This is a genomic window from Psychrobacter pacificensis (assembly GCF_018336615.1).
Lineage (GTDB): Bacteria > Pseudomonadota > Gammaproteobacteria > Pseudomonadales > Moraxellaceae > Psychrobacter > Psychrobacter pacificensis.
Window position 1 is genome coordinate 1,895,884 of sequence record NZ_CP048752.1, and the last position, 24,431, is coordinate 1,920,314.

The window sequence follows — 24,431 nt, forward strand, 5'->3', positions numbered from 1 at the left end:
ATTCTACTCAAAGTCTCGAGCATACATTTGCGCATAATGGCCTTGCAGCTGCATCAGCTCATTATGGGTACCAAGCTCAACTATCTGACCACCATCCATCACAGCAATACGATCCGCAGATTCAATAGTCGTTAAGCGGTGCGCAATCACTAGCGTCGTACGGTTTTTCATGACGTTATCGAGCGCTTGCTGAATATAATACTCTGACTCATTATCAAGCGCACTGGTGGCTTCATCCAAAATCAGAATCGGCGCATCTTTTAACAACGCGCGAGCAATAGATAGTCGTTGACGCTGGCCGCCAGACAGCTGGAGCCCTTCGGCCCCAATCTCGCTTTGATAGCCGTTTGGCATTTTCATGATAAAGTCATGCGCGAAAGCCGCTTTTGCAGCCTCCTCGACCTCAGCTTGGCTCTTGTTGGCCAATCCCCCATAAGCAATGTTATTAAATACTGTGGTATTAAATAGTACAACCTGCTGATTCACCATCGCAATTTGTGCGCGCAAGCTCTCTAGCTTAATCTGGTCTATCGGCACACCATCTAAGGTAATTTGTCCTGAAGAGGTTTCTAAAGTACGCGTTAAGAGATTAACCAAGGAGGACTTGCCTGCTCCGCTTCGTCCTACCAATGCAACCGTCTCGCCTGCTTTTATATTTAACGTAAAATCACGTAGAGCAACTGTCGAATCTGGATATACCAAACTGATATTATCCAAAGACATCTGACCAGATAACGCCTTGCTGATAGTGCCTGTGTCTTCCTCTTCTGGCTCATCAAGTAATGCAAAAATCGACTCACCAGCAGCAATGCCTTTTTGCAGTTTTTGATTGACATCAGTCAATGAACGGACGGGCTTACTGAGCAGACCAGCTGCCGCAATATAAGAGATAAACTCTCCTGCTGAAATACCGCTAATAACTGAAGGTCTCAATGCAAGCCATACCACCACCGACATCGCTATCGCCATCAGCAGCTGTACTGCTGGGGTATTGATGCTATTGGTGACGACCACCTTCATGCCTTGACGTAAGTTCTTTTTTGAAGTCTTATCAAAGCGCTCGGCTTCATATGCTTGTCCGCCATAATTCTTTACCACCTGATAGCCACTGATGACCTCATTGGTAATATGACTGACACTACCCATCGTTTTTTGGATACCTTTAGAGAGCTTAAGATAACGCTTGGAGGCAATGCGAATGAGCCATAGTATTGGTGGCAATACGACAAATAGGATTAGAGTCAAGCGCCAGTTGCTATAAAGCAAAAACCCTATCAATGCCACAACCGTCAAACCATCACGCAGCAAGGTCTTCATTGAGTCTGTACTGGCAGCAGTGACTTGCTCAACATCAAATATCAACTTGGATGAGATCGTACCAGCAGGATTGGCCAAATAGAATGAACTTGGCAAGCGCAGTAGTTTATTAAAAACCTCGACCCGCAGCTCATAAACCAAATTACGTGAGACCAAAGCCGAGTAATAGTTACCCAAAAAACTGCCCAAACCGCGTACGAAAAATAGCGCAATGATGAGTAATGGAAATAATGCCTGTTTGCTTCGATCACTTTGGTTAATGGCATCAGTAATGTATTGCAACAGCTTGGCAATCCAAATCTCAGTTCCTGCGTTGATAGCAAAGCCCAAAACAGTCAGTAGCAAAGCCCACCAATACGGTTTTAGATATTTTAATAGACGCAGTAAAGTTTTACTTTTTGGCGGATTAGACGGGGCTGCTGAAGGTTTTTTAGCAGAAGGTTTTGTAGAGTCAGGTGTATAAGCTTGGCTCATAAAAGCCTCAATGTAGGTGTCATGACATGAATGGGCTGTGCTTGATACACAGTTTATAGTAATGATGCGGCAAATATTATTGCGGCAAAGTTTGACCAAGTGGGACAACGGTGCTGATATTTAAGTTCAAAAATCCGAGTTTACCAGCAACATCCATCACCCGTACGACAGATTGATGGGTAGCGTTGGCATCCGCTGCGATGACAAATAGCATATCGCGATTGCTTCCTGCTTCTTGCTGCAACATGCTGGTCAGTTCAGCCTCGTTACTACTAGCAAGCGTAATACCATTCACCAAATAACTGCCATCTTCTTGTACAGCTACTTCTATACTATTTTTTTGCTCTGTCTGCGCCACACCTTCTGCTTCAGGAAGGATAATATTTAAACGACTAAAATGATTAAAAGAAGTAGCCAGTAGTAAAAAGACGATTAAAAACAATAAGCAATCAATCATGGGCGTCAGATTAATTTCAAGCGGCTCAACAGTCGGTTTTCTAAAGCGCATATGAATCTCTTCTACTTACCTGCTATTACGAACGTACTTTGAGCATCAAACTCAGGATCAAAACTATGACAATTATATTGTCGCCATATTGCTTTTATCTACATCTAATCGATCAGTAGCACGCTCATCAATAGTAGTCATACTATTAGCAGGTGCCGCTACGTAAGTATTGTCGAGCAATTGGTAGTCGTATAGCTCTTGAATCATCAGCCCTGCTTGAGTCTCGAACTGTGCATTGATGTCGATGATACGCCGCTGAAAGTATCGATACGCGACAAGCGCTGGGATGGCGACGATCATACCAGCAGCCGTGGTAATTAGTGCTTGTGAGACACCAGCAGCAAGCATTGTTGGATCTTGCATCGCACCATCAGTAATCGCTAAGAATGAAGAAATAATACCTAATACCGTACCTAATAATCCAAGCAATGGCGCAATGGCACCAATTGTACCCAACATATTGATATTTTTTTCTAGCTGGTGGACTTGTACGCTAGCACGATTTTGCATATGCATGGTCATAGACTCTAGGCCGTACTGACGATAGAGCAGCCCCGTTGCCAAAATATCACCAAGCGCTGTCTTCTCTTTGACATTCATCAATTGTGTACGGCCGATATCGCCATTTTCGCGCAGGCGAGTGATGAGCTGCTCACGCAGTCTGCTAGGCACAGTCTTGCTAAATTGCAATGTATGACTACGCTCAATAATGATAACCAATGCCAATATAGAGCAGACGACAATAGGTGTCATTAGCCAGCCGCCTGCCTTTACTAACTCCCACATATTTGCTCTCTTCCATATTTTTAAAAACAGTTATTACGTAGATGGATTTATACGTAAATAGTCGTTACTAATAAATCAGTCCTACTAGCTTGCGTATTGTCTTAAGCCTGTGCTTCTATGTGTTTAATCAAAGCAGCTAACTGGTCTTGACTGTGAAAAAAGATCTCAACACTACCCTGCCCGTCTTTTTTGTGCTTAAGCTTCACTTCAGCACCCAACATATCTGTCAATCTTTGCGTGAGACGCTCTTCGTCACGAGACTGTGCTTGTTCGACACGGTTAACCTTGGGTGTAGGATTCAAAATGGATTTGACCAGCTTTTCAGCTTCTCGCACCGTCATACCGCCATCGATGATTTTTTGTGCAATGATTGGCTGCTGCTCAGAAGACAATGCTAAAAGCGTTCGAGCGTGACCCATGTCTAGTGCGCTATTTGCCAAATGATCTTTTACCGTATCATGCAATTGATTTAGGCGTAGTAAATTCGATACCGTTGTACGCGCCTTGCCCACCACTTCAGCAATCATCGCATGGCTCATACCAAACTCTGTATGAAAGCGCTGCAACGCGGCTGCCTGCTCTATCACCGATAGATCTTCACGCTGGATATTCTCAATTAAGGCCAGTGCAATAGCAAGCTCATCAGATAACGCACGCTCAATCGCTGGAATAACCGACTTACCCGCCATTTTTGCCGCGCGCCAGCGACGTTCGCCAGCGATAATTTCATGAGTGACAAATACTTCACTCTTATCTTCATTGGCGAGCAATGGGCGGATAACGATGGGCTGCATCACGCCATGCTGCTCAATAGAAGATGCCAATTCTGCCAGTGCCGTTTCACTCATGTCACGGCGCGGTTGATACTTACCTGCTTGTAGACGCGTGACATCGATCTGCACGAGGCTGATTTGATCCTCTGAAGCGTTTACGTCTGTGCTATTACCACGCGTTTTGTTGATAGCCGTCTTGCTTGTCACACGTGATGAACGAGTACTATTACTGACAGTAGTGTCATTATCAGTGGATTTTGCAGCCGATTTTTTACTGGCTTTGGGCGCAGCCGCATCGACGGGGGCAGTTTTCACAGGCATGTTGGTGTCTAGCGTTTCAGCTGGCACGGCCACATCGCGTGCAGCCATATCATCTTGCAAGGCAGAGGCGGTGATTTGCTTTTCTTTCTTGATTGACCCTAATAAGGCATCTAAGCCTCGATTGGCAGCCAACCCTCTTTTCTTCGCCATGATTACCTATCCTCTAACGCTAAAATAAAAGCCAATTGATTACTGCTGCGGCTTACTAAATACAATGTTAAGTGCTTTATTGTTCGAAAGCTTTTATAGAAAAACTAGCTACTTTGCTTCATCACTTCAGCAGCCAATTTTTGATAGGCGCGCGCGCCTTTTGACCATCTCTCATAAGCAATCACTGGTAGACCATGCGCGGGTGCTTCTGCTAGGCGAATGTTTCTTGGAATATGAGTCTTATACATAATATCGCCAAAGTGCGCTTCTAATTCAGCAGACACATCACGGGCAAGCGTGTTACGCGCATCAAACAGCGTTCTCACAACACCGCGAATATATAACTTAGGGTTTAATTCAGTAAGACGCTCAATCGTCTGTGATAAATCCGCTAATCCCTCTAATGCATAATATTCACACTGCATTGGGATAATCACACTATCAGTTGCAACCAAGGCATTAATCGTCAGTAGGTTCAAACTGGGTGCACAGTCTATAATCACGTAATCGTATGGCGGCTGTTGCGAGGATGTCTGCGCATCAACCAGATTTTTCATCGCCGTTTTGAACAGCTCGTGACTGTCCGTTTTACTCATCAATGTGATGTCCATACCAGCCAAATCACGATTGGCACCGATCACATCAAACCCTGCCGGACTGGTCACAATCGCTTCTGAAAGCGCTACACCATCCAGTAAAACATCGGCTATGGTAAGCATCAGCTCGTTTTTGTCGACACCCGTACCGCTGGTTGCATTGCCCTGTGGGTCTAAGTCAATCAGTAGTACGTGCTTGCGCTTAGCAGCTAAACTGGCGGTCAAGTTTACCGCCGTCGTGGTTTTGCCCACGCCGCCTTTTTGATTCGCAATTGCTATGATTTCCATACACTCACTCAATTTTATTAAGGTCTGTTACTGACTTTTTCTTTTAATTTATTTGCCGCTCAATCTTATATGCTTATGCAGTGCTACTAAATCAGCGCTTCATGAAAGTCAGCCATTTATAAAAAAATTCTTTTATAAATCACCCAATTTTCGTTTGTATATTTTCAGTGCCTTTTAAATACTATGCCATTTAGGTACAAACGTAAACTGCGTTTCACAAAAAACGACTGCTGTTTCATGACTGAGAAGTATCTACCTTTCAGGCATTTTTAGCAGACATTTCAATCAAATGACGACTATCATGCAGACGCGGCACTGTCAGCTTAATCGTCTTAATGTGCCAATCACTATCAAGCGCTTGTAGCTCTTCATCGCTTGGCACTTTGCCTTTCATAGCACACAAATAACCGCCATCTGCCAATCTCGGCTGCGCTACTTCAACAAAATCTATCAAACTGGCAAACGCTCTAGAAGTCACCACATCATAGCTGGCTTCGTGCGCTTCAATACGCGAAGCGATCGGTTGCATATTACGTAAGCCAAGCTCACTGCTGATCTGCTTAATAAAGCGAATCTTTTTTTGATTACTATCAAGGGCTGTACACGAGCGCTCAGGCTGACAAATCGCAATAATCACTGCAGGCAACCCTGCACCTGTACCGATATCAAGCAGCGACCCTGTCGGCAAATGCGTTATAATAGACAAGCAATCAATCACATGTTTGATCAGCGCTTCTTCTGGATCGGTGATGGCGGTCAGATTATACGCTTTATTCCACAACAAAAGCTGGTCTAAGTATAATAATAACGTGCGCTGCTGTTTCTCACTTAGTGATAGACTTAGCTCATTTACGGCTTGGGCTAAGATACTGGCCAGCTTTGGCAATTGTGAGCCAAGCTTCACAAAGCCAGTCGGATCAATATTGATATTACCCGTGCTAGTAGACGACGAAGAGGTTTTAGCGGAAGCTGACATACAACGAGTTATCCAGTTTTGACATGTGAACCGCCTATTTTATCATGCAGTCTGCTCATTGAATAGTTGCAGATTGCGCCAATGTGGGACATCTTATACTATCTGCACGGTTTGTGAGGCGTTATTCTACTTTAATAGCGCAAAACTTCCGCTTAATTTATGCTCCAGTCGCCTATTGCTACATAGTTATCTCACCATGATACAAAAGTATGCTCAATGATTTCGCTAAATTGTGGCCATATCTTGTAAGATATTCTGCTTGATTATAAAAATCTAAGAAGCGCTTTTTTATAATACCGTACTGCTTCTTTAACTCTGTTACTATTGCTAAGATGATCTCTTAAACGCCTATGACCGAACGACCCTACCCCCTTATGTCTCAAATATCAAAAGACGCTAATAATATGGTACCACCTACCGCTGACTCACAAGACGATAAACCAGTAATATCTAACGCCCCAAATCCTATTTTTACTGAGGTTCAAAAAAGCTGCCGTATTTCAGCTGAGCAACTAAAACGCTATAGCGACCCTGATGAGCTGCCTACAGACACACGTACTGCGCCTGACTTAGATGTTGGCTTCGGTCAACAACGTGCGCTCAAAGCCTTGCATACAGCGCTAGACATCAATGCAAGTGGCTATCATGTGTTTGCTGCTGGTGAGAACGGCTTGGGTAAGCGTACTGTCATCAGTCGCCTGTTGGCCCGTATTGCCGCCGACGCACCAACGCCTGATGATTGGGTTTATGTGCACAATTTTACCGATCCACGTACGCCACTGGCTCTGCGTCTACCTGCAGGACAAGCCGCCTTGCTACAACAGCAGGTCAATAACTTGTGGCAACAGGCAAAAAAGCGACTAAGCCAACGCTTTCGTAGCGACCAATACCAAAGTAAAATCGAAGCGATTAAAAACAATACACATCAAAAAGAGAGTCATGCTTACGACGCGCTAAACGCTGAGGGCAAACAGTATGATCTAGCCTTAACGTTTCGCTCGTTTGATAACAAGGCAGTTTTCGTCCATCCCAGTCAGTTGACGACAGACAGTAGTAGCGACCCTGTAAAGGCTTCAGAATCATCTAGCAACAGTGCAAATTTATCACCAAGAAATGATAACGAAAAAGCCAATATATTGAGCAACGATAAGACTAACCATGATGAAGAGCAAAACAACGCTCAAAATTCTGAGTATGGTAACAGTGAGTACGAGGCTGAGTTAAATAACTTCGTACAGAAAAACCATATGCAAAAGCGCCTCAGTCAACTAACCATTGCGTTGGAGCAGTTAGAAGACGAAGCCAACGATGCGATAGAATCACTGCATCGCAGTATCGCACGCCGTGCACTACAGCCTTTGTTCGCGCCTGTTTATGAGCAATTTGCCACGCACCCACTTGTGGTTGACTATCTCAAAGCCATATTTGCCGATATGGTTACTCATGTAGAGCGTATCGTTAACGGCGATGACGAAGAGTTTGTGACGGCTGTATTGACCACAACACCCAGCCGTTACGCGGTCAATGTCATTGTCAGTCACGCACCAGACAGTGGCGCGCCTGTTGTCTTTGAAGACTTACCAACCCATCTAAACTTATTGGGTCATGTTGAGCAAATCACTCAATTAGGGACAGTAACGACTGATGTCAGTATGATTCGCGCAGGTGCCCTACACCGTGCCAATGGCGGCTACCTGCTGCTAGAAGCCAGCCATTTACTTGAGCATCCTTATGCATGGCAAGGTCTAAAGCGCGCACTACAGTCACGCAAAATTAAGCTCTCAAGCCTTGAGCAAATGCTAACGCTAACAGGTAGCTTGTCTTTATCACCAGCGCCCATTGATCTTGATATCAAAGTGATCTTATTAGGTGAAGCAGACTTATATTATGAGCTGCTTGAGCTTGAGCCTGAGTTTGATGCAGTGTTTAAAGTTCGCGCGGACTTTCATGATGATGTGACGCGCACCAGCGAGCATGAATTGGCACTGGTAGCGAAAATGGCAGACATCATCGATTATGCTGATCTCTATCCATTCGATAGTAGCGCGCAAGCCACGTTGCTTGAGCATTTAAGCTTGCAAGCTGAAGAGCAGGACCGTTTAAGCCTACACAGTGATTTGTTGATTAAACTGTTGCATGAATCAAACCGTCACGCTCGTTTAAATGATGAGATAATGGTGACAGCAGATCATGTCACTCAGGCAATTGACGACATGGATGAGCGCTCAGGATATTTGCGCGATCTATACTGGGACGAACTCAAAAACGGCCAGCAGCTGATTCAAACCCAAGGTAGTGCAGTTGGGCAAGTCAACGCCCTGACCGTCGTCAGCTATGCCGATAGTGAGTTTGGCATGCCAGCGCGCCTCACTGCCGTTATTCAGCCCAATATTGGCGCAGGTGAAATCCTTGATATCGAGCGTGATGTAGACTTGGGTGGTAGCTTGCACGCCAAGGGTATGTTGATCATGACCAGTTATTTGCGCGCGTTATTTAGCCAACACCATGCACTAAACTTCAGCGCTTCGCTCGCGTTTGAACAAAGCTACGCCCATATCGATGGTGATAGTGCCACCGTTAGCGAAGGTTGTGCGCTACTATCCGCTTTAGCAAATGTCCCTATTGATCAATCCTTTGCCATTACTGGTTCTATGAATCAGCTGGGCGAAGTACAAGCGGTTGGTGGTATCAATGCCAAAATCGCCGGCTTTTTTGATGCGTGCCGTGAGCAAGAGTTGACGGGCGCTCAAGGCGTGGTCATTCCAATGGCCAATGTCAAACAACTCATGCTACGCGACGATATCATTGCTGCGGTAAAAGACGGCGACTTCCATATTTATGGCGTTTATACCTTGAGTGAAGCATTGACCTTGATGACAGGCCTACCCATCGATACCATGAATAAAAAAGGTCGCTACCGCAAGGACACCCTATTTGGCAAAGTCCTAAATCGTCTGATGTTATGGGATGAGAACCAAGACGGCGACGATGAGGTAGATGATAAAAAGTCAAAAAAGAAAGAGAAGAAAAAACGCAAAGCCAAGCGCCAAAAAAAAGAGGACAAAATAGAAAAAGAAAATCGCAAAGGCGAAAATAACGATAGTGACGTCACTGACAACCGTGAGCACAGTGAAGCTTAAAGTGTCAATGACAACACACCAAAATGATAATTAGGACGTGTTTAGACGGTGCTTAAACGGCGCCTAAACGATGTCTAAATGTATACGAACGTCCCTAGACGCTTTGATACTTTTCTGAGATGATAAACAACCAGCCAAAATCTGTAGAACAATAACCTGTGACTTTATAAAGGGTATTTTTTGATGACTGTACATTCTACTAATGCCAATAACCTTCAAGCTCAATCAGATTCTGATGAGCAAGCAGTTGCAATAGAGGCGGCAGAAAATGATGTGTTAAAAGAGACCCAGGATAATCGTTATGGGGCAGCGACAACGGCTCGTCAATGGCAAGTACTGTCACAGCTACAGCGCAATCGCTGGGTAGGTACGACTCATATTTATGAACAGCTCATGATGGCCGGTTTTGACATCAGCCTGCGTACCGTGCAACGTGATTTGAACGCATTGGCCAAACGCTTTCCTATCGAAAAAAACAACGCCAATCCACAAGGTTGGCGCTGGAAGGAAGATGCACCGCTGCAAAGCTTGCCGCATATGAATCTATCGCAGGCAGTTGCTTTTAATATGGTCGAGGCCAATCTCACTCAGCTATTGCCGCCTGTGATTTTAGATGAGCTATTTCCGTGGTTTGATCTAGCAAGACGACAGCTCAAAAACAGTAAAGTCACGCATTCATGGATAGACCGTGTACGTATCGAGCCTGCGACCCAGCCACTTATTGCCCCAGATATAGATTTAGATAGCAAAGACAACATTTACCATGCATTGTTTTATCAGCTGCAAATTAATGCTTGCTACACTCGCAGCAATAAATCAGAGGCCAGCGAATATACGCTAAACCCTATTGCTATCATTCAGCGTGGCGTGATTATTTATCTACTGGCGACTCGTACCGATGACCCCGATGCCACCATTCGTACCTTTGCGCTACATCGATTTGATAGAGTCGAGATTTTAGAGAGCGCAGCAAAGACACCAGATAACTTTCAGCTCGATACGTATTTGGATGAAGGCAGTATGGGCTTTAGTCATCCATTATTTGGTGAGTTGGCTGAGCGTGGTAAAAACACAGCCGTTGAGCTAAAATTTACCCAAAAAGCAGGCCGAAGCCTCACTGAGAGCAAGCTGAGTGATGATCAAATCGTCACATCAAACGACGACGACACCCTAACAATAAAAGCGACCGTTAATTTGACCTCACAGCTGGTTTGGTGGTTACGTGGTTTTGGCAGTGGACTGTTAGACGCCAAGCCTGCACTCCTTTATCAAGCGGTATTGGACCAACCTGCAATGACAAACAACGAATAACACTCGAATGACACTAATCGTTAACCACTAAAAATTAAAAAAGGAATATTATGCCAACCGCTGCCCCATCACCGCTGCTTTCCGACAGTTTAAGAGGACTGGGCTTGGATACGGGAACGTTATTTTTTGCGCTCAACTATGAATTTACTAAGATCGAGCCAAAAGGGTTGTTTAAACGTTTTAAAAAGGACAAAAGCGCGGTAGATATCGACTTGGCTTGTGTATTATATGATGACAATTGCATCATTAGTGATATTGTCTGGTTCAAACAATTACGTGACAAAGCTGAATCCGTCAAGCACCAAGGAGACAGTCTAAATGGCAAGGATCGCGGAGAGCAAGCCATGTATTTGGCTCCGCTTGATCAAGAACAAATCAGACTAGAGCTAGCAGAAATTCCCTTACATATCACTCATATCGCTTTGATTGCCAACTCCTATCACGGGCACTCACTCTCTAGGGTTAAAAAAGGTGAGATTCATTTGAGTGATGATGAGGGTAACCGCTGTTTTGAAGTCAACCTAAAGCAGCTCCCACGTGATTGTAAAACGCTTTGGGTGGCTCATTTGCGCCGATCCGTTGATGACTGGCATTTAACCCTACAAAATTTACCACTGAGCGCAGAAGATCTCTCAAAAGCGGCGCAAGAAGTTGCGCATGAATTGGCACGGGCGCTACCGATTCCTCAAGGAATATAGCGTCAGTCGATCATAAAATCTAAAAAGGGTACTGCATCTCAACCACACAGTACCCTTTTATGTTTCCTGACAAATATACTTGTTTCTAGAAATCTTAAGCATAAATTTCTATGATTGCCTGATAGATACTAAGCTATAAAACCTCACCGCAATGCGGGCAAAAATTCTTTTGACGCACCTCCACTTCTTTTTCGCGCCGCTCAAGCTCTTGCTCACGTAGCACTTGCAGTACAATATTTTGTGCTTGCTCTTTATCCAGTCCCAACTCTCGGCGAATCTTGTCAATCATCATCTGATTTTGTACCAAATCAAAATCACTATCGATCAGCTGCTCACGAAAATGCTGCTCCAGCTCTTCACGGCGTTGTACCAATTCATTTGCCAGACCTGTCGCCAGAATACCTGCAGGCAGTGCCGCCAAACCCACACCCAATATCGTAATAATAGCACCCAATATCTTGCCAGCATTAGTGATTGGTGTGACATCTCCATAACCCACGGTCGTGAGCGTTACTACAGCCCACCACATCGCCTTGGGTATTGACTCAAACTCTTCTGGCTGCGCATGGTTTTCGACCAAATAAATGCCACTCGAGGCAGTCACAATCATAATAATCAATATAAAAATAACCGCTTGGAACGAACCGCGCTCTTTACTGATGACCACTAGCAGGATACGCATGGACGCAAAATAGCGGGTCAGTTTGAGAATACGGAACAAACGCAAAATACGTAAGAAACGCAGATCAATATTGACGAAGAAATTTAAGAAGGCTGGAACAATGGCTACCAAGTCAATGAGTGCGGAAGGACTTCTGATCCAATCCCAACGCTGTTTCCACGTTGTATTGTCCGGTTTGGCTTCAGCAACACTCCATAGTCGCAGCAAATATTCAATAGAAAAGACCACAATAGAGAAGTTTTCAAACCAAGTAAAATAATTTTGATAAGGGTAGTACCAGCTGTCAACTGACTCAGCAATCACAGCTGCCACATTGGTCATAATCAAAAATATGAGAAAATAATCAATATAGCGGCTAAATAAAGTGTCATGTTCATCATTTTGCAACGTATCATAAACAAAATGACGTAAGCGCCTTATAGATTGGAGTAGCATGCCGTCCCTATTCGGTGAAATACCGGTATTATATAAATAAAATAAATTAACTGCCTTGCAAGGTGTTCAAGCGCTCTATCATCAAAAGCGCACGCTTTATTCAATGCGCTTTTATCAATGCACTTTGATCAATACGAAAATATCAACTATTTGACATGACCCAGCATGGCATTGGCTTATCGCCTGTTCATCAGCAGCCGCTATAGTCAATCAATATTAAAAGTGGTACAAGGCAGACGAGTGCAAGTACTACAGTAGTAGGCTAAACGAGTCTAACGCGGTAACACTTTAATAGTGGTTCGACTATATTATGTCCCATGTAGATAATAAAGATAGACTGCTATTAATAGCACCAATGCGGTGCCTACTACTGATAATCGTAAAAACTGCTCATCAGCGGGCAATTGCTGGCTGATGTCTTGAGCAGGTACTAAAAATAAATGGCACTCAGGGCAACAAGAATCTACCTGATTCAATATGTTGGTAGAACGGGCGTTCTTACAACGTAGTGGGGAGTTGCTACAATAACCAAGCATAATACGTACGCCTTTTATCAAATCATGAATATCAATTCAGTAAGCCGTCACCATTTATTTCCAATTCTACCGTTTAGACATTAGCAATAATCAATATATAGTTGATCCAATTTAAGAGTGGTACAAGGCAACCGAGTGCAGATGTATACGTCATACTTCAAGCGAGGTTAACGCTGTAACGCTTTTTTAATGGATTGACTATAATTCTTATCTACCTATTTTCAGAGTATCACAACAGGCTTATACCCTACCTCACAATAATCAATTTTTTTAAATAATCAAAATAATTATACCGTTATCGCCTTTACTATAAATAATTAAATAAAACTTAGTAAAGCACAATTAAAACCTTACAGTAATTGTGGTTTTATACTATAATGGAGTCATAATGTTACCGCTTTATCATCCATTATAACATTATGTATCAGTGTGCAATGTCATCCCTCATTAGCACTGATAACCTTTTAATATATTAAGGAACCAAATCATGAAACTACAATCCCTAGTTTTAGCCGCTGCCACTGCCCTTACCATGACCACTGCTTTTGCCGTACCTTCTGGCACTTGGTCTATTGCGGCTGGTGCACATTATGTTGACCCTAAAAGTGATAATGGCACTCTAGATAATGGTTTGTCTGTTGATGTTGACGGCGATATACAGCCAACTATTAGTGGTGAGTATTTCATTGCCAACAATGTCGGTGTTGAGCTACTCGCAGCACTTCCATTTCATCATGATTTTGATCTAAACAGTGCGGATGGCACACAAGTTTTAACAGGTAAAACCCAACATTTACCACCAACTCTTTCTGTGCAATATCACTTTGACTCTGACAACATGCCAATGAATATCAAGCCATTCGTTGGTGTTGGCGTGAACTATACGACCTTTTTTAAAGAAAGAATCTCTACTGGTGGTGATTTAGATCTTGATGATAGTGTTGGTGTGGCTGGTCATGTCGGTTTAGACATTCCTTTCGCTCCAACTGAAGCTTTCCGTATCGATGCGCGTTATATGGACATCAAAACAGATGCTACTTTAGATGGCAGTGACATCGGTGAAATCGATATCAGCCCTTGGGCATATGGCATTGCATTTGTTAAACAGTTTTAATCACAAATCGTATTAAACTCGATGATCTAAGTATAAAAAGCCAGCGCTGATGCTGGCTTTTTTTTGGCTGATAGTTACTCATATCTAATACAGTACTGCTCAAAAAAAAGACCACCCTTAGGCAGTCTTTTTTTGGTTTTAGTTTTTAAAGTAGCGTATCAGCTATAGCAAAATACGGCGTGGATCAGCAAGCAATGTAGCAACATAGCGAGTGAATACCGCTGCATCAGCACCATTAATCACTCGGTGATCATAAGACAATGATAATGGCAGCATCAAACGCGGCTCAAACGTCTGCTTGGTTTCGTTCCAGCGCGGCTGCATACTGGCTTCAGAGACGCCTAAGATACCGACTTGTGGCCAGTTGACCAGCGGCGTAAATGCCGTACCGCCTAAGTTCCCTTGGCTCGAAATCGTAAAGCTCGCGCCTTGCAAGTCTTTAGCGCCAAGCTTCTTATCACGAGCCTTACCTGCCAGCTCGCCAATCTCGATAGCGATCTGCTTGATGCCTTTGTCCTGTGCATTTTTAATCACAGGAACCACTAGGCCGTCATCAGTCGCAACCGCAATACCCATGTTGACACTCTTACGTAAGATAATTTGTGTATTATCGTCGCTCAAATGACTGTTGAAACGTGGATGCTGAGTCAAGGCGTAAGCAGTTGCTTTAACAATAAAGGCCAAAATAGTCAGGCCAATACCTTGCGCCTTCATGTCACCCTTTAGCTCACCGCGTAGTTTTTCAGTTTCGGTGATATCAGACAAATCAAACTGTGTCACTTGCGGTAGATAGGTATTGTAGTTCAGCTGCGGGATTGACACTTTTTGCAAGCGGCTTAAATCTTGGGTTTCTGTTTCGCCCCAGATTTCAACATTGCTCATATCAGGTAGTTTTGGCAGACCTGAGCTAACAGCACCCTGAGCAGCTGGTGCGGCTTGTTGGGTGGTCAAACGGTTTTTAACATGCGCAAACAGATCTTCTTTTAGAATGCGATCGTTTAGTGCTGAACCCTTTACCTGTGTGATATCGACGCCAAGCTGACGAGCCAATTTACGTACAGCAGGACCTGCATATACATCAACCAACTTTTCATTGACTTCCGCTTCGCTCAATTTTTTGCCCGCAGGTGCAGCAGTTGAGGTCGGTGCAGGCGCTTGCTCTGGCTCGCCTGTTGGGGCTGGCTGTGACTTGCTTTCAGTTTTCGGTGCAGGCTTGTCCGCTTTATCTTCAGTTTTAGCAGTATCTGCTTTCGGTTTTGCCTTAGGAGTACCTGCCGCTTTAATAACGATAAAGTCTTGACCGTTGGCAACAGTGTCACCAGCATTAACCAAGATTTTTTCAACTACGCCTGCTTCTGGTGCAGGCACTTCGACTGAGGCTTTGTCTGACTCAATCAGTAGGATAGACTCATCGGCACTGACCGTGTCGCCTACACTCACCATAATCTCAGCCACTTGCGCTTCATCAACGCCTATATCTGGCAGTGCATGGGTAGTCGATGCGCCTTCGCCAGCATCATCAGTCGCTTCTTCTGCATCTGCATCATCTTCAACAGGTGCGTCTTCATTATTATCGTCTGCTTGTTCTGAATCAGTTACTTCTTCGGCAGTATCGTCATTATCATCGCTTGCGTCAGCACTCTCTACTTCGATCAATACCATGCCTTCGCTGACTTGATCGCCGATGGCGACATTGATTTTGGTGACTTTACCAGCAGCAGAGCTTGGTACTTCAACTGACGCTTTGTCAGACTCTAACAAAACGATGTTGTCATCTTTTGCGATGACATCACCCACTGCTACCATAATTTCGCTGACTTCAGCACTATCGACACCCAAATCGGGGGCTTTAATGTCCATGTTTTATCTCCTAGTCTTATGATTATTATTCTTTGACATCACCGTCATTGAGCAAGGGCGCATCTGCTTGATCTTCGGCGCGGCCTTCATTGCTGATATCTTCATCGTCTTCAGCAACGAACTCAGGCACAGGACTTGGGTTGACTTTGCCTGGTGCAGGTGCATCTGGAGAATGATCATAATAAGACTGTTGGTGCCATGCAGGTGGCTGATCCGCATCGATGCCTAAGCTTGAAATCGCATCTTTTACCAAACGCATCTCGACTTCACCCTCATCCGCTAAGCGCTTAAGCGTGGCGACAACGATATGAGCCGCATCAACGTTAAAGAAGCTGCGTAGGTTCTCGCGAGTATCAGAGCGGCCATAACCATCTGTGCCAAGCGTGGTATAAGGACGGTTGTCTGGTAACCAAGCACGAATTTGCTCTGAGTAGTTACGCATGTAGTCAGTGGCTGCAACTACGATGCCTTCGTGCGGTGCTAATTGCTCAGTAACCCATGGCACTTTTTCTTCATTCATTGGATGTAGACGGTTGTAGTCGTCACAAACCATACCATCACGAGTCAACTCGTTGAAGCTGGTGACACTCCAAACGTTTGATGTGATATTGAACTCATCTTTTAGGATCTGAGCCGCTTTTTGTACTTCACGTAGAATCACGCCTGAACCCAATAGCTGTACCTGAGTTGAGCCGTTGTCTTCAAGCAAATACATACCGCGCTTGATACCTTCCTCGCTTCCTTCTGGCATGGCAGGCTGGTCGTAGTTTTCGTTCATTAGCGTTAGGTAATAATAAACGCGCTCGCCTTCTCCGTACATCCGACGTAGGCCATCATGCATGATGACCGCCAACTCATAACCATAGCAAGGGTCATAGCTCACGCAGTTCGGTACGGTGTTAAACAAAATCTGCGAATGGCCATCTTGATGCTGCAAGCCTTCACCATTCAAAGTCGTACGACCCGCAGTAGCCCCTAATAAGAAGCCTTGTGCCTGACAGTCACCTGCTGCCCACGCCAAGTCACCTATGCGCTGGAAGCCAAACATCGAGTAATAGATGTACATCGGAATCATTGGTAGCGCGTTCACAGAGTAACTGGTTGCCAAGGCAATCCATGTACTCATCGCACCCGCTTCGTTGATACCTTCTTCTAACATATGGCCATCGATGGCTTCTTTATAGCCCATCAATGCTTCGCTATCTTCTGGCGTATATTTTTGTCCGACCGCAGAGTAAATACCCAATTGACGGAACATACCTTCTAAACCAAAGGTACGCGCTTCGTCTGGTACGATTGGTACCACGCGATCTTGGATGTCTTTGTTTTTCAGCATGGCTGATAACAGACGTACAAATACCATCGTCGTTGATTGTTCTTTGCCGTTACTACCCTTTAATACGCGATCAAATATCGACAGCTCAGGGATGTTCAGCGGAATATGGCCACTACGGCGGTTTGGCAGATGACCACCCAATGCTTCACGGCGACCTTTTAGATACTTCATCTCTGCCGAACCTTCTTCAGGACGGTAGAATGGTAGAGTCTCTAATTGCTCATCGGTAAATGGCAAATCAAAGCGATCACGGAAATACACAAGCGCCTCTTGATCAAGCTTCTTGATTTGATGCGATTTATTGACCGCTTGTGTTGTGCTTGACAAACCATAGCCTTTGACAGTTTTGACCAGTACGACCGTTGGCTGACCTTTGGTTTTCATCGCTTCGCTAAACGCAGCATAGACCTTCATTGGGTCATGACCACCACGGTTTAGGCGTGCAATGTCTTTATCAGTCAATGCATCTGCCATTTCTTTTAATTCAGGATATTTACCAAAGAATTCTTTGCGAGTAAATTCAGGCGTACGCGCTTCATATAGCTGGTATTCACCATCGACCACTTCTTCCATACGATGTTTGAGTACGCCAGTATCATCATTGGCAAGCAGGCTATCCCATTTGCCACCCCAAATGACTTTAATCACACGCCAGCCAGCACCGCGAAATACCGACTCTAGCTCTTGAATAATCTTGCCATTACCACGCACAGGGCCATCGAGGCGCTGCAAGTTACAGTTAACAACCCAAATTAGATTGTCCAGCTTCTCACGACCAGCAAGAGAGATTGCGCCCAAGCTTTCTGGCTCATCCGTCTCACCATCACCTAAGAATGCCCAAATTTTACGGCCTTCTTTTTCGAGCAAGCCACGGTTTTCCATGTAACGATGCACGTGAGCATGATAGATCGACATGATCGGACCTAAGCCCATTGATACCGTTGGGAACTGCCAATAGTCAGGCATCAAATATGGATGAGGGTAGCTTGATAAGCCTTTACCACCCACTTCACGGCGGAAGTTATCAAGCTGATCTTCGGTTAGACGACCTTCTAAATAAGAACGGGCATAGATACCTGGCGCGGAGTGACCTTGATAATAAACCATGTCCCCACCGAAGTGATCGCTTGCCGCACGGAAAAAATGGTTAAATCCTGTTTCATAAAGCGTGGCACTAGAGGCAAATGACGCCAAGTGACCACCCAAATCATCATCATTTTTGTTGGCACGCATGACCATTGCCAAAGCGTTGTAACGAATCAACGCACGAATTTTACGCTCCATACCAAGATCGCCTGGATACATCGGCTCGTCCTCGACTGCGATGGTATTGATATAAGCAGTATCAAGGCGGTTGAATGGCAGGCCTTCTTGCACCGCCATATTGTATAAGGCTTTTAGTAAAAACTGCGCGCGATCTTTGTCTGCATGTTTGATCACAGACTCAAAGGCTTCAAGCCATTCTTGGGTTTCGGTGCTGTCAGCATCCTTGTAATAATTCATTGTTGTCGATCCTTTTATATCAGTCATACCTACCTATCTAGACGGTAAGGCTTTGTTAAATACTGGTGTGAAGTGAGATATCGGTTTACTTATGACTTCCTTGATATGTCCAAGCATTCCCTTGTTTCATACGGTGAGATACAGCTAGATTATACAAAATAGTGCCACTGAGAATTGACATATGCGTCAAGTGGACGAAACTACAAAACAGATCATACTGTTGTCCCTGTATATTCAGTCATGAATGATTTTGACACTCTATTATAAGCGTTTGCGAGGCAATTGTTTATGGCTATAGAGAAATGGATAAATAACAAGTATTTTTTAAATAAATAATGATTAGTTTTTTTAAAAATGACTATTGATCACTTGCTAAACTGTATCTATTCAACCTTGCTGAATGTATAGAAATTAATATCGTCTCTGTAGTAACAGTTTGAGTTACTAAATAGATATTATTTGAGTAAAACTTTCATGCTATTCATACCCTATAAATAGACTTTCATCTCATTTTTGTATATTAATTGTCACTTATACATTATGCTTATCACAAAGCTATATCCAAATTCCATTCTTACTCTCGGAGCTATTATGAATTCGTCTATTGAACTGTCAGCTTTTAAGTCAAGAGTAACGCGTTGGATAGCTATACCATCTTTATTAATACTGATACCTAATTATTTGGCTTTTGCAGCAATAACAACATGTCCAGCTGGTTACATTTCTGATGAGTTTTCAAGCACTGATTACAGCAACTTAGGATCGACAGCATCACCCCCTATTCTTGGTGTAAACCAACTTTTAAATGGTCTTAAAAGTGAAAGTTACACTGTTGCTTCTAACAGTTTGATTACTACTGGCAGTTTAGATGCAGGCGGCTCAAATTTTTATAGACCTAAAACGCTAGCGGGCAACCTTCAATCATTTGAATTTTTCCAGGATTTTACTAACAAGGCGTCATCTCGTACGGCCTCATATACTTTTAAAAACAGTTTTACCAACGAGTCTCAAGCCCTTACTAATGTCAGTTTAAGTATTTATGATATAGATGTGAACTATGTAGGTTCAACAAGTTCAGGAACTAGGTATTTCGAGTTTTCTGATCAAGTAACTATCACTGGTTTTACCAGTGCAGGTACTAGTGTGACGCCAACTTTAATATATAGAGGCACCGGAATAACGACTACGGCACCCTATCGTCAAACTACCACTACCAGTAGCGTTTTGTGTAGTACAGACTCTGTGGACGAAAGGTGTAAAGTATCCGTTGCTTTTAATCAACCTGTAGTTAGAGTAGATGTAACTTATGGTAATAATCCTGATTTAAACTATTATGACTTTAGCAATTTCGGTAACCCTGGTGATCAGCTAATCAACATTGTATTTGATGGTTACTGCTACTTGCCACAGCCACGCCTAACATATACTAAAGTGCTCTCTTCTTCTCGTAAAACAAATACCGATCAATTCACTGTTCAAATCAAGGACAATGCAGATAACTCCGTCGTTACCAGTGGTATTAACTCAGTTACTACAACGGGTTCAGGTAATACAGTTACTACGGGCACAGGTACTACAGGAACTTTCAAGGTTAATCCTACCAAGACTTATACATTGACAGAGGCGGTCTCAGGAACGACAAATTTAGCAGACTATACTGCGTTATATGCATGTAGAAGATCGGATGGTACAACCGTTACGACTTTAGACCCAAAGAATCTAAAGCTTACGTACGGAGATAGTTGGACATGTACAATCACAAATGATAGATCTAACTATGTATTTTCAGGTACAGTATTTAACGATAACGGTAATGTTTCAAATCCATCTAAGGATGATATATCTAGTAAGTACTTAAATAATAGTCTTTATTTCAATGGCAAATACGATTCACCTACCGAATCTGGTATCCCTTTTACCACCGGTCACACCATTACTTTGAATAAATGTGCCGGTGATAGTGGTACGTTCTCACCTCAGACGGTAAACATCGGTAATGATGGAACCTATAGTTTTAGCTTGACGCCAGCACAAGTAGGTAGTTACACAAGACTCTGTGTCACTCAGAATGAACCTAGTAATTATACCTATTCTGTAGACACGACAAGCGATGTGCGACAAATAAACATTATTAATAGTCAGTATAACTATCCTAGTAATGATTTCGGTGATGTTATTCAAGAAAATGCTGCATTGGTATTAATCAAAAGTCAGTATGTCCATGACTGTAGTCTAAATAACCTTGCCACAATTGGTGTTAATTATGAAGGTAGTGCTAGCAGCGCGTATAGTATAAAACCAATATCTGGCATTGTGCCAGGACAATGTATCGCTTATAGAATTGAAGCTATCAATCGAGGTAATGTTTCTCTGACAGATATTGTTATCAAGGATAAGCTACAGAGTAAAAACGACTCTAATAATTCGCTAATTACCTCTACCTTAGCTAATCCAATACCTATTGGTGAAAATAGTGGCACTCCATCATTTGCAACAAACTCAGTATCTATTGGTAACAACGGTACAGTGATCACCAATACTTTTTCCTTAGGTGCTACTACAGCCACTCGCCGTCAGGCCATTCGTTTTAATACCAAATATGGCACTACAGCGAACACTCAGTAGCTATTATCTATTGCAACTCTAGATTATTACTATTTCCTTTTCTAATACAAAAAAGCCCTGTCTTCTTAGACAGGGCTTTTACCGTTTGGTCATCTTGAAATACCATTTGTCATCTTTATAATTGATACTTGTATCGATTACGTTACAATAGCTTAAAGGGGAATGTGTGCTTTTTACAGACGACCCTGATAGCAAATGATAGACAGCTTCACGGCAGCCCAAAGCATTAGTATCCCAATGATAGTAACGGTATAAGAAAGGATTTTATATGAAACGTTTCAAGATTCTACGCAATATTCTATTAGCTACTATAGCTTCTAGCTCTTTACTAAATGTAGCACATGCTGATGATGCTCTAAAAATGGAACTAACAGCCAATCAAGTCATAAAGAATGCGGAAGGTAAAACAGTCTATAAGCCAGTACGCACCGCACCGGCAGGTACTGTGATTCAGTATAAAGCGAATTATACCAATACCATCAATAAAGATATTAACGATTTAATGGTGACGCTACCTATTCCTGCCAATATGACATTTACTGGCGATGCGATGCCTGCAAGTGCACAAGCCAGTATCGATGGTGAGAATTACGCTGATATACCACTTATGCGTAAAGTCGATGGCAAAATGGTCAAGATTCCATATTCTGAATACCGCACTCTGCGTTGGAATATTAAGTTATTGCCAGCTAAAAAGTCAGCAGCTGTTGCTCTCAATACCACCGTTAATTAATTCAATAGACATTAAACCTTCACGCTTTTAACGTTTTAATTTTTAATCTTAACTCTGGAGCATTATATGAAATCAACCACTTTTAACTATAGCCTGCTAGCTGTCGGCGTCGCCGCAGTAATGGGTGTGTCTACTGGCGCTAATGCAGCGACCCCAGCTAACGCTGTAACAGCAGGCGCTGCGCCAATTAATAACGTAGCAACTGCAAGCTACAGTATTGCTGGCGTCAGTCAGCCATCTGTAACCTCTAACACAGTAACCGTTAACGTTAGCGAAACGGCTAACTTTGCACTCACATCGACTGTTGATGATGGTAGTATTGGTGACGATACTGCTATCAATCAGACTGCTACGCCAGGTGGCACAACTACCTTTACTCATAATTTAACCAACACGGGTAACGTGACGGATACTTATACCATCAATACCACAGGTAATGACTCATCACTGGTAACGGCTACTCCAGACTATGCGTTAGGTACTGCGCCTGTTGCGTTTACTATTGTACAAGCAGATGGCACTCCTTTAACTGATGCTCAGGTCACCGCTTTAGGAACTCAAGCGCAGACAGGTACCCTAACTAATGGCGGTACTATTAGACTACAGCCAGGTACTAGAGCTAACTTAAGCTACGAAGCAGCTACACCAGACAATCGTAACGGTAATGACAAAGGTGTAGGCACATTAACAGCGACCAGTACTTTCTTTACTGCTAATAATGCACCTGGTGCGACATTGGTGAACGAAAACCAAACTATCGTGAGATTGCCTACCTTCAAAATTGTAAAAACAGCGACCAGTACTGTCGATTTGACAGTCGCCAACCCACAGATTGCTTATAGTATCGTAGTCACTAACGCGACTACTGACTATAGTGCTGCTGCGACTGATATTGTTATCAGAGATGTCCTTCCTGTAGGTTTGAGTTTACCTAATGGCACAGCATCAGACGTGACCTTAACTGGTGGTGCTGGTACCGCTACGATTTCTACTGTTGGTACTCGACAAGCTATTGATGTTGCCGTAGCGAACTTAGCTGTTGGCGCAAGTCGCACGATTACTTTCACGGTTAACGTCGATAGAGATCAGTTTACATCTGCTAATAGTTCAGTAACCAACAACGCAGAAGTCTACGATAAGTTTGTCGGTCCGGTTAGCCCGCTACCTGCTAATCCTGTACTTGGTACTGACTATGATATTTTGGATAGTACAGATAGCACTATAGGTGTTACTAGAATACCTGATGATGCGGGTGAAGGTAACGGCGCTGGTATAGATAGTCCTGGTGTGACTAACTTTACCAGACGAGCGGTTGTGGTGAGCAATCCAACGACTAGAGAAATTCCCCCTGCCTCAGGTACTGCTAGTCAAGCGACTCATTCAACTCTCATTACTAACAGCGGTCAAGATGGCGAAGGTACCAATGCTAACCCATTGACTTTCACTATTGCTGATGGTGGCAATAATGGGGCTGTCAGACCTGTTACTGGTCCTGTTAGTGCTACTTATACGCCGCCTGGTAATGGCGCTCCGGTTACTATAACGCTGCAACCTACCGTTGCTGGTGGTAATACATATACTCTTGATGGCACTACACTACCAACCGCTCAATTTCCAAATGGTATTGCACCTGGTGGCACATTAGCAATCAACTACAAAGTGTCGTCGGGCAATGTAGCTGCTCCTGCAACTGTTGCTGATGCTGCAGCTGTTGGTAGCACTGAAACTTCTGTTGTAACACTAACACCTGCTGGTATTAATGCACCTGCTGCTACTACAGTGACTGATACGACTAACGTTAGAGGCTTAACTTTAGTGAAGTCTCAAGCATTAGATGCGACTTGTTCAAGTACGGTTGCTGCAAGTACCTTTATTCAGACTGCGATCGATGCGAAACCTGATCAGTGTGTTATCTATCGTATTCAGGCGACTAATACTTCTTCAGCAGCGTTAGGTTTTAATCTTAACGATTTAACCATTTCGGATTTGTTGTCTAACTTTTCAGCTGGTGCGGATTTAGTAGCTGGTTCACCTGCTACTTCTGCGACTGCCTCATCTACTGCAGGCATAGCTAGTACTACCAGTACTGCAGTTCTTGGTACTAACTATACCCTAGTTCCTCAGGGCGTTGGCACCTTGACTTTTAAAATCAAAATTAAAAACGCTCGTTAATTGATATTTAACATTTTAAAGTCTATAAGCTTCACAAGACGCTTATAGACTAACGCTCCAGCTTGACCTAATTGATTTTGATGAGCCAAGCTGGAGA

General features: G+C 43.5%; 17 protein-coding genes. 7 read left to right on the forward strand and 10 right to left on the reverse strand.

The genetic code is table 11. From position 1 onward, the window contains the following. Positions 1-3: 3 nt before the first annotated feature. The 6 genes from msbA to rsmG all read right to left on the reverse strand — a co-directional run bounded on the left by msbA (position 4) and on the right by rsmG (position 6,189). Complete coding sequence (gene msbA, locus GYK50_RS08010) at positions 4-1,791, reverse strand: lipid A export permease/ATP-binding protein MsbA (protein ID WP_071001355.1); 1,788 nt, start codon at positions 1,789-1,791, stop codon at positions 4-6. A 76-nt stretch (positions 1,792-1,867) separates the two neighbouring features. After that, positions 1,868-2,299 (reverse strand): ExbD/TolR family protein, encoded by a 432-nt coding sequence (locus tag GYK50_RS08015; protein ID WP_058024949.1) that lies wholly within the window; start codon positions 2,297-2,299, stop codon positions 1,868-1,870. A gap of 72 nt (positions 2,300-2,371) precedes the next feature. Further along, the gene (locus tag GYK50_RS08020; RefSeq protein WP_071001354.1) at positions 2,372-3,085 is read right to left on the reverse strand and encodes a MotA/TolQ/ExbB proton channel family protein; all 714 of its coding nucleotides are present in this window, start codon (positions 3,083-3,085) and stop codon (positions 2,372-2,374) included. Positions 3,086-3,186: 101 nt separating this feature from the next. Beyond that, the gene (locus GYK50_RS08025; protein WP_212563653.1) at positions 3,187-4,329 is read right to left on the reverse strand and encodes a ParB/RepB/Spo0J family partition protein; all 1,143 of its coding nucleotides are present in this window, start codon (positions 4,327-4,329) and stop codon (positions 3,187-3,189) included. A gap of 104 nt (positions 4,330-4,433) precedes the next feature. After that, positions 4,434-5,213, reverse strand: a complete 780-nt coding sequence (locus tag GYK50_RS08030; protein WP_093070840.1) for a ParA family protein — start codon at positions 5,211-5,213, stop codon at positions 4,434-4,436. A 259-nt stretch (positions 5,214-5,472) separates the two neighbouring features. Beyond that, positions 5,473-6,189 (reverse strand): 16S rRNA (guanine(527)-N(7))-methyltransferase RsmG, encoded by a 717-nt coding sequence (gene rsmG / locus GYK50_RS08035; protein WP_071001351.1) that lies wholly within the window; start codon positions 6,187-6,189, stop codon positions 5,473-5,475. Between the two features lie 374 nt (positions 6,190-6,563). Between rsmG and GYK50_RS08040 the strand changes: the two genes are divergently transcribed. From GYK50_RS08040 to GYK50_RS08050, 3 genes are all read left to right on the forward strand, one after another. Next, on the forward strand, positions 6,564-9,329 hold the full coding sequence (locus GYK50_RS08040) for an AAA family ATPase (protein ID WP_379542897.1): 2,766 nt from the start codon (positions 6,564-6,566) through the stop codon (positions 9,327-9,329). Positions 9,330-9,512: 183 nt separating this feature from the next. Beyond that, on the forward strand, positions 9,513-10,640 hold the full coding sequence (locus GYK50_RS08045; protein ID WP_071001349.1) for a helix-turn-helix transcriptional regulator: 1,128 nt from the start codon (positions 9,513-9,515) through the stop codon (positions 10,638-10,640). A 50-nt stretch (positions 10,641-10,690) separates the two neighbouring features. Further along, complete coding sequence (locus tag GYK50_RS08050; RefSeq protein WP_071001348.1) at positions 10,691-11,338, forward strand: TerD family protein; 648 nt, start codon at positions 10,691-10,693, stop codon at positions 11,336-11,338. A 133-nt stretch (positions 11,339-11,471) separates the two neighbouring features. Here the strand turns inward: GYK50_RS08050 and GYK50_RS08055 are convergent, their stop codons facing one another. Both GYK50_RS08055 and GYK50_RS08060 read right to left on the reverse strand, forming a co-directional pair. Next, entirely contained in the window at positions 11,472-12,455 is a 984-nt protein-coding gene (locus tag GYK50_RS08055; protein WP_212563654.1) for an ion transporter, read from the reverse strand. 308 nt (positions 12,456-12,763) lie between these two features. Then, positions 12,764-12,991: a hypothetical protein gene (locus GYK50_RS08060; protein WP_143007428.1), complete on the reverse strand. Its 228-nt coding sequence runs from the start codon at positions 12,989-12,991 to the stop codon at positions 12,764-12,766. A gap of 487 nt (positions 12,992-13,478) precedes the next feature. On the opposite strand from GYK50_RS08060, the gene GYK50_RS08065 reads away from it, so the two are divergent. After that, on the forward strand, positions 13,479-14,105 hold the full coding sequence (locus GYK50_RS08065) for an OmpW/AlkL family protein (protein WP_212563655.1): 627 nt from the start codon (positions 13,479-13,481) through the stop codon (positions 14,103-14,105). Between the two features lie 162 nt (positions 14,106-14,267). Here the strand turns inward: GYK50_RS08065 and GYK50_RS08070 are convergent, their stop codons facing one another. Together GYK50_RS08070 and aceE are read right to left on the reverse strand one after the other, a co-directional pair. Next, positions 14,268-15,965: a 2-oxo acid dehydrogenase subunit E2 gene (locus GYK50_RS08070; RefSeq protein ID WP_212563657.1), complete on the reverse strand. Its 1,698-nt coding sequence runs from the start codon at positions 15,963-15,965 to the stop codon at positions 14,268-14,270. Positions 15,966-15,990: 25 nt separating this feature from the next. Continuing rightward, the gene (aceE, locus tag GYK50_RS08075) at positions 15,991-18,804 is read right to left on the reverse strand and encodes a pyruvate dehydrogenase (acetyl-transferring), homodimeric type (RefSeq protein WP_212563658.1); all 2,814 of its coding nucleotides are present in this window, start codon (positions 18,802-18,804) and stop codon (positions 15,991-15,993) included. 591 nt (positions 18,805-19,395) lie between these two features. Here aceE and GYK50_RS08080 point away from each other — a divergent pair. The 3 genes from GYK50_RS08080 to GYK50_RS08090 all read left to right on the forward strand — a co-directional run bounded on the left by GYK50_RS08080 (position 19,396) and on the right by GYK50_RS08090 (position 24,334). Then, positions 19,396-21,429, forward strand: a complete 2,034-nt coding sequence (locus GYK50_RS08080; RefSeq protein ID WP_212563659.1) for a hypothetical protein — start codon at positions 19,396-19,398, stop codon at positions 21,427-21,429. Between the two features lie 268 nt (positions 21,430-21,697). After that, on the forward strand, positions 21,698-22,162 hold the full coding sequence (locus GYK50_RS08085) for a hypothetical protein (RefSeq protein ID WP_093070858.1): 465 nt from the start codon (positions 21,698-21,700) through the stop codon (positions 22,160-22,162). 66 nt (positions 22,163-22,228) lie between these two features. Beyond that, positions 22,229-24,334, forward strand: coding sequence for a beta strand repeat-containing protein (locus GYK50_RS08090; protein WP_212563660.1), 2,106 nt, complete (start codon positions 22,229-22,231; stop codon positions 24,332-24,334). Positions 24,335-24,431: the final 97 nt, after the last annotated feature.